Consider the following 2934-nt stretch of genomic DNA (forward strand, 5'->3'; position numbering starts at 1 on the left):
GAGCGTCGAAGAAAGCTGGGACCTGGGCGGCAGCGCCTACCCCACGGTGACCAACGCCTACCAGTACGGCCAGAGCCCGCAATACGGCGACCCGACACAGATCAGCGTAAGCAACAGCGCCGGCGCGGGCAAGACCACGGTCAACGAATACTGGCCGGCCAACACCGGTAGCGGCAACTGGATTCTGGGCCGGCTCAAGAAAGCCACCGTCACCAGCACTGTGCCGTGACCTTGATCGGATACAGTTGAACCCAGCAAAAAGCTAAAAAAGGCAAAAAGCCAAATCAAAACGAGGGTGGGGAATGAATGCTAGACACAGCAAGGTATTGCGCTGCGCGGCTCTGTGGCTGCTGGGCGCGGGGTTTACTTTGGCCCAGGCCCAGGCCCAGGCCCAGACCACCACGGTCGCCGGTAGCACGCCCGGCCAGTTTTCGGTCAATGAATCGGGCGCGGCCACTTACCGGATTCCCATCCAGGTGCCTCCCGGCGTCGCCGGCATGGAGCCCAAACTCGAACTGAGCTACAACAGCCAGGGCGGCAATGGCTTGCTGGGCATGGGTTGGGGTCTGAGCGGGCTTAGCGTAATCGGTCGCTGCGCCCGCATCATGGCCGTTGACGGCGCCATGGGCAGTGTCAACTTCGACATGAACGACCGCTACTGCCTCGACGGGCAACGGCTGATCCTGGTGAGCGGCACTTATGGCGTAGCCGGTAGCGAATACCGCACTGAGCTCGACAGCTTCAGCAAAATCGTCGCCTCGGGAACCGCGGGTAGTGGCGTGGCCTCATTCACAGTGCAGACCAAGGCCGGCCTGACCATGGAGTACGGCAACACGGCCGACTCGCGCATTGAGGCGCAGGGCAAGGCCACGGTGCGGGTCTGGGCCGTCAACAAGATCAGCGACGTCAAGACCAACTACATGACGTTCAGCTACACGGAAGACAACGCCAACGGCGACTACTACCCCAGCCGGATTGACTATGCCGGAAATTCAGCGGCGGGGCGACAACCCACCAACTCGGTGCAGTTCAGTTATGAGGCCAGGCCTGATATCACGCCCATGTACCACATGGGATCTTTGGTGAAAAACTCGGTCCGCCTTAACCTAGTCCAAATCTATAGCGACTCGGTGGCGAGAAAAAAATACCAGTTGGCGTATGTTCAAGCCGCAGCAGTTCTCCCAAGCCGCATTCTCAACATCCAGGAATGTGATCCCGCGGGGTTGCAATGCTTGGCTCCTATTGCGCTAGGGTATGCCAGCACGGCGTCCCCTGCCTCTGTGTCTTACACCGCATCAAACTACAACATTTTGAAGACCAGCAGCTATGGGGCGAACTGGTCTATGGTGCCGGCAGATGTACGCGGCATCGGCAAAGCGGACATGGTCGCCTATTACATCGGCGCCAATGAAGGGGTGATCATCCAGCCGTTTCTCACCAACGGAGACGGCACCTACACCGCGAGTACCTACAACGTTTTGAGGACCAGCAGCTTTGGCGCGAACTGGTATATGACACCGGCCGATGTGAATGGCGACGGCAAGATGGACATGGTCGCCTACTACATAGGCGCCAACGAAGGTGTGATCATCCAGCCGTTTCTGTCAAACGGGGATGGTACTTATACAGCCGGCACCTACAACGTTCTGAGGACCAGCAGTTTTGGCACGTACTGGAAGATGGTGCCCGCGGATGTGAATGGCGACGGCAAGATGGACATGGTTGCGTATTACATAGGCGCCAACGAAGGCGTGATTATTCAGCCGTTTCTGTCGAACGGGGATGGTACTTACACGGCGGGCCCCTACAACGTCCTGAAGACCAGCAGCTATGGAGCCAACTGGTATATGGCACCAGCTGATGTGAACGGCGACGGCAAAATGGACATGGTCGCCTACTTCATAGGCACACCAGAGCAATGGGGCGTGATTGTTCAACCGTTTTTGTCAAACGGGGACGGCACGTACACGGCAGGCCCCTACAACGTTCTGAAGACCAGCAGTTATGGCACCAACTGGTATATGACACTCGCCGACGTGAACGGCGATGGAAAAATGGACATGGTTGCGTATTACGTAGGCGCACCAGGTCAACTGGGCGTCTACATTCAGGCGTTCCTCTCTAACGGAGATGGTACCTATACGACTGGCGCCTACAACACCATGAGTACCAGCAGCTTTGGTGCGTACTGGAAGATGGCACCAGCGGACGTGAACGGCGACGGTAAAACCGACATGGTCGCCTACTACATAGGTGCAGATCAAGGCGTGATCCTTCAGCCGTTTTACTCCAACGGAGATGGCGTCTATACAGCCGGGGTCTATGACGTTTTACGGACAAGCAGTTTCGGCGCGAACTGGTATATGACACCGGCAGACTCGACCGGAAGCGGTAAGGCGGACATGGTGGCCTATTACATCGGCACACCTGGCCAGCTGGGTGTCTATGTCCAGCCGTTTTTGTCGCAGCAAAAGGATACTTTTGCCCAATCGATATCGGCTTCCGGCTCTTCAAGCCTTGCTGTTTCCTACAAGCCATTGACTGACAGCGCCGTCTACACCAAGGATACCGCGCCGAACGCGGTGGTTTATCCGAAGATTGATTTGCAATACCCGCAATACGTGGTGAGCACCGTGGCCAGCAGCAACGGCCTGGGCGGCACAACCACCACCCAATACAGCTACGGCGGCTTGAAGGCCGAGCAGGGCACAGGCCGAGGCATGCTGGGCTTTCGCTGGATGAAGTCCAAAAATCTTTCGAACAACATCGAAAGCTACACCGAGTTCAACCAGAGCTGGCCCTTCACAGGTAGCGTACTTAAAAGCGAAACAAGACTGGCCGGCTCAGGCAATGCCGGAGTCCTCAAACGCACGACCAACAGCTACGCCCAGGGCACAGGCTCGGCCACCGGCACGACCTTTGTCTACCCCAGCC

2 protein-coding genes are annotated in these 2934 nt (G+C 57.5%); both read left to right on the top strand.

The annotated features are described in order from the left end of the window. Positions 1–229 (top strand): hypothetical protein (locus PMI15_RS19585; RefSeq protein ID WP_007873475.1); only part of this gene is annotated, 229 nt, incomplete at its 5' end. Between the two features lie 73 nt (positions 230–302). Next, positions 303–2934 (top strand): SpvB/TcaC N-terminal domain-containing protein (locus PMI15_RS19590; RefSeq protein WP_007873476.1); only part of this gene is annotated, 2632 nt, incomplete at its 3' end.

This window comes from Polaromonas sp. CF318 (assembly GCF_000282655.1).
Lineage (GTDB): Bacteria > Pseudomonadota > Gammaproteobacteria > Burkholderiales > Burkholderiaceae_C > Polaromonas.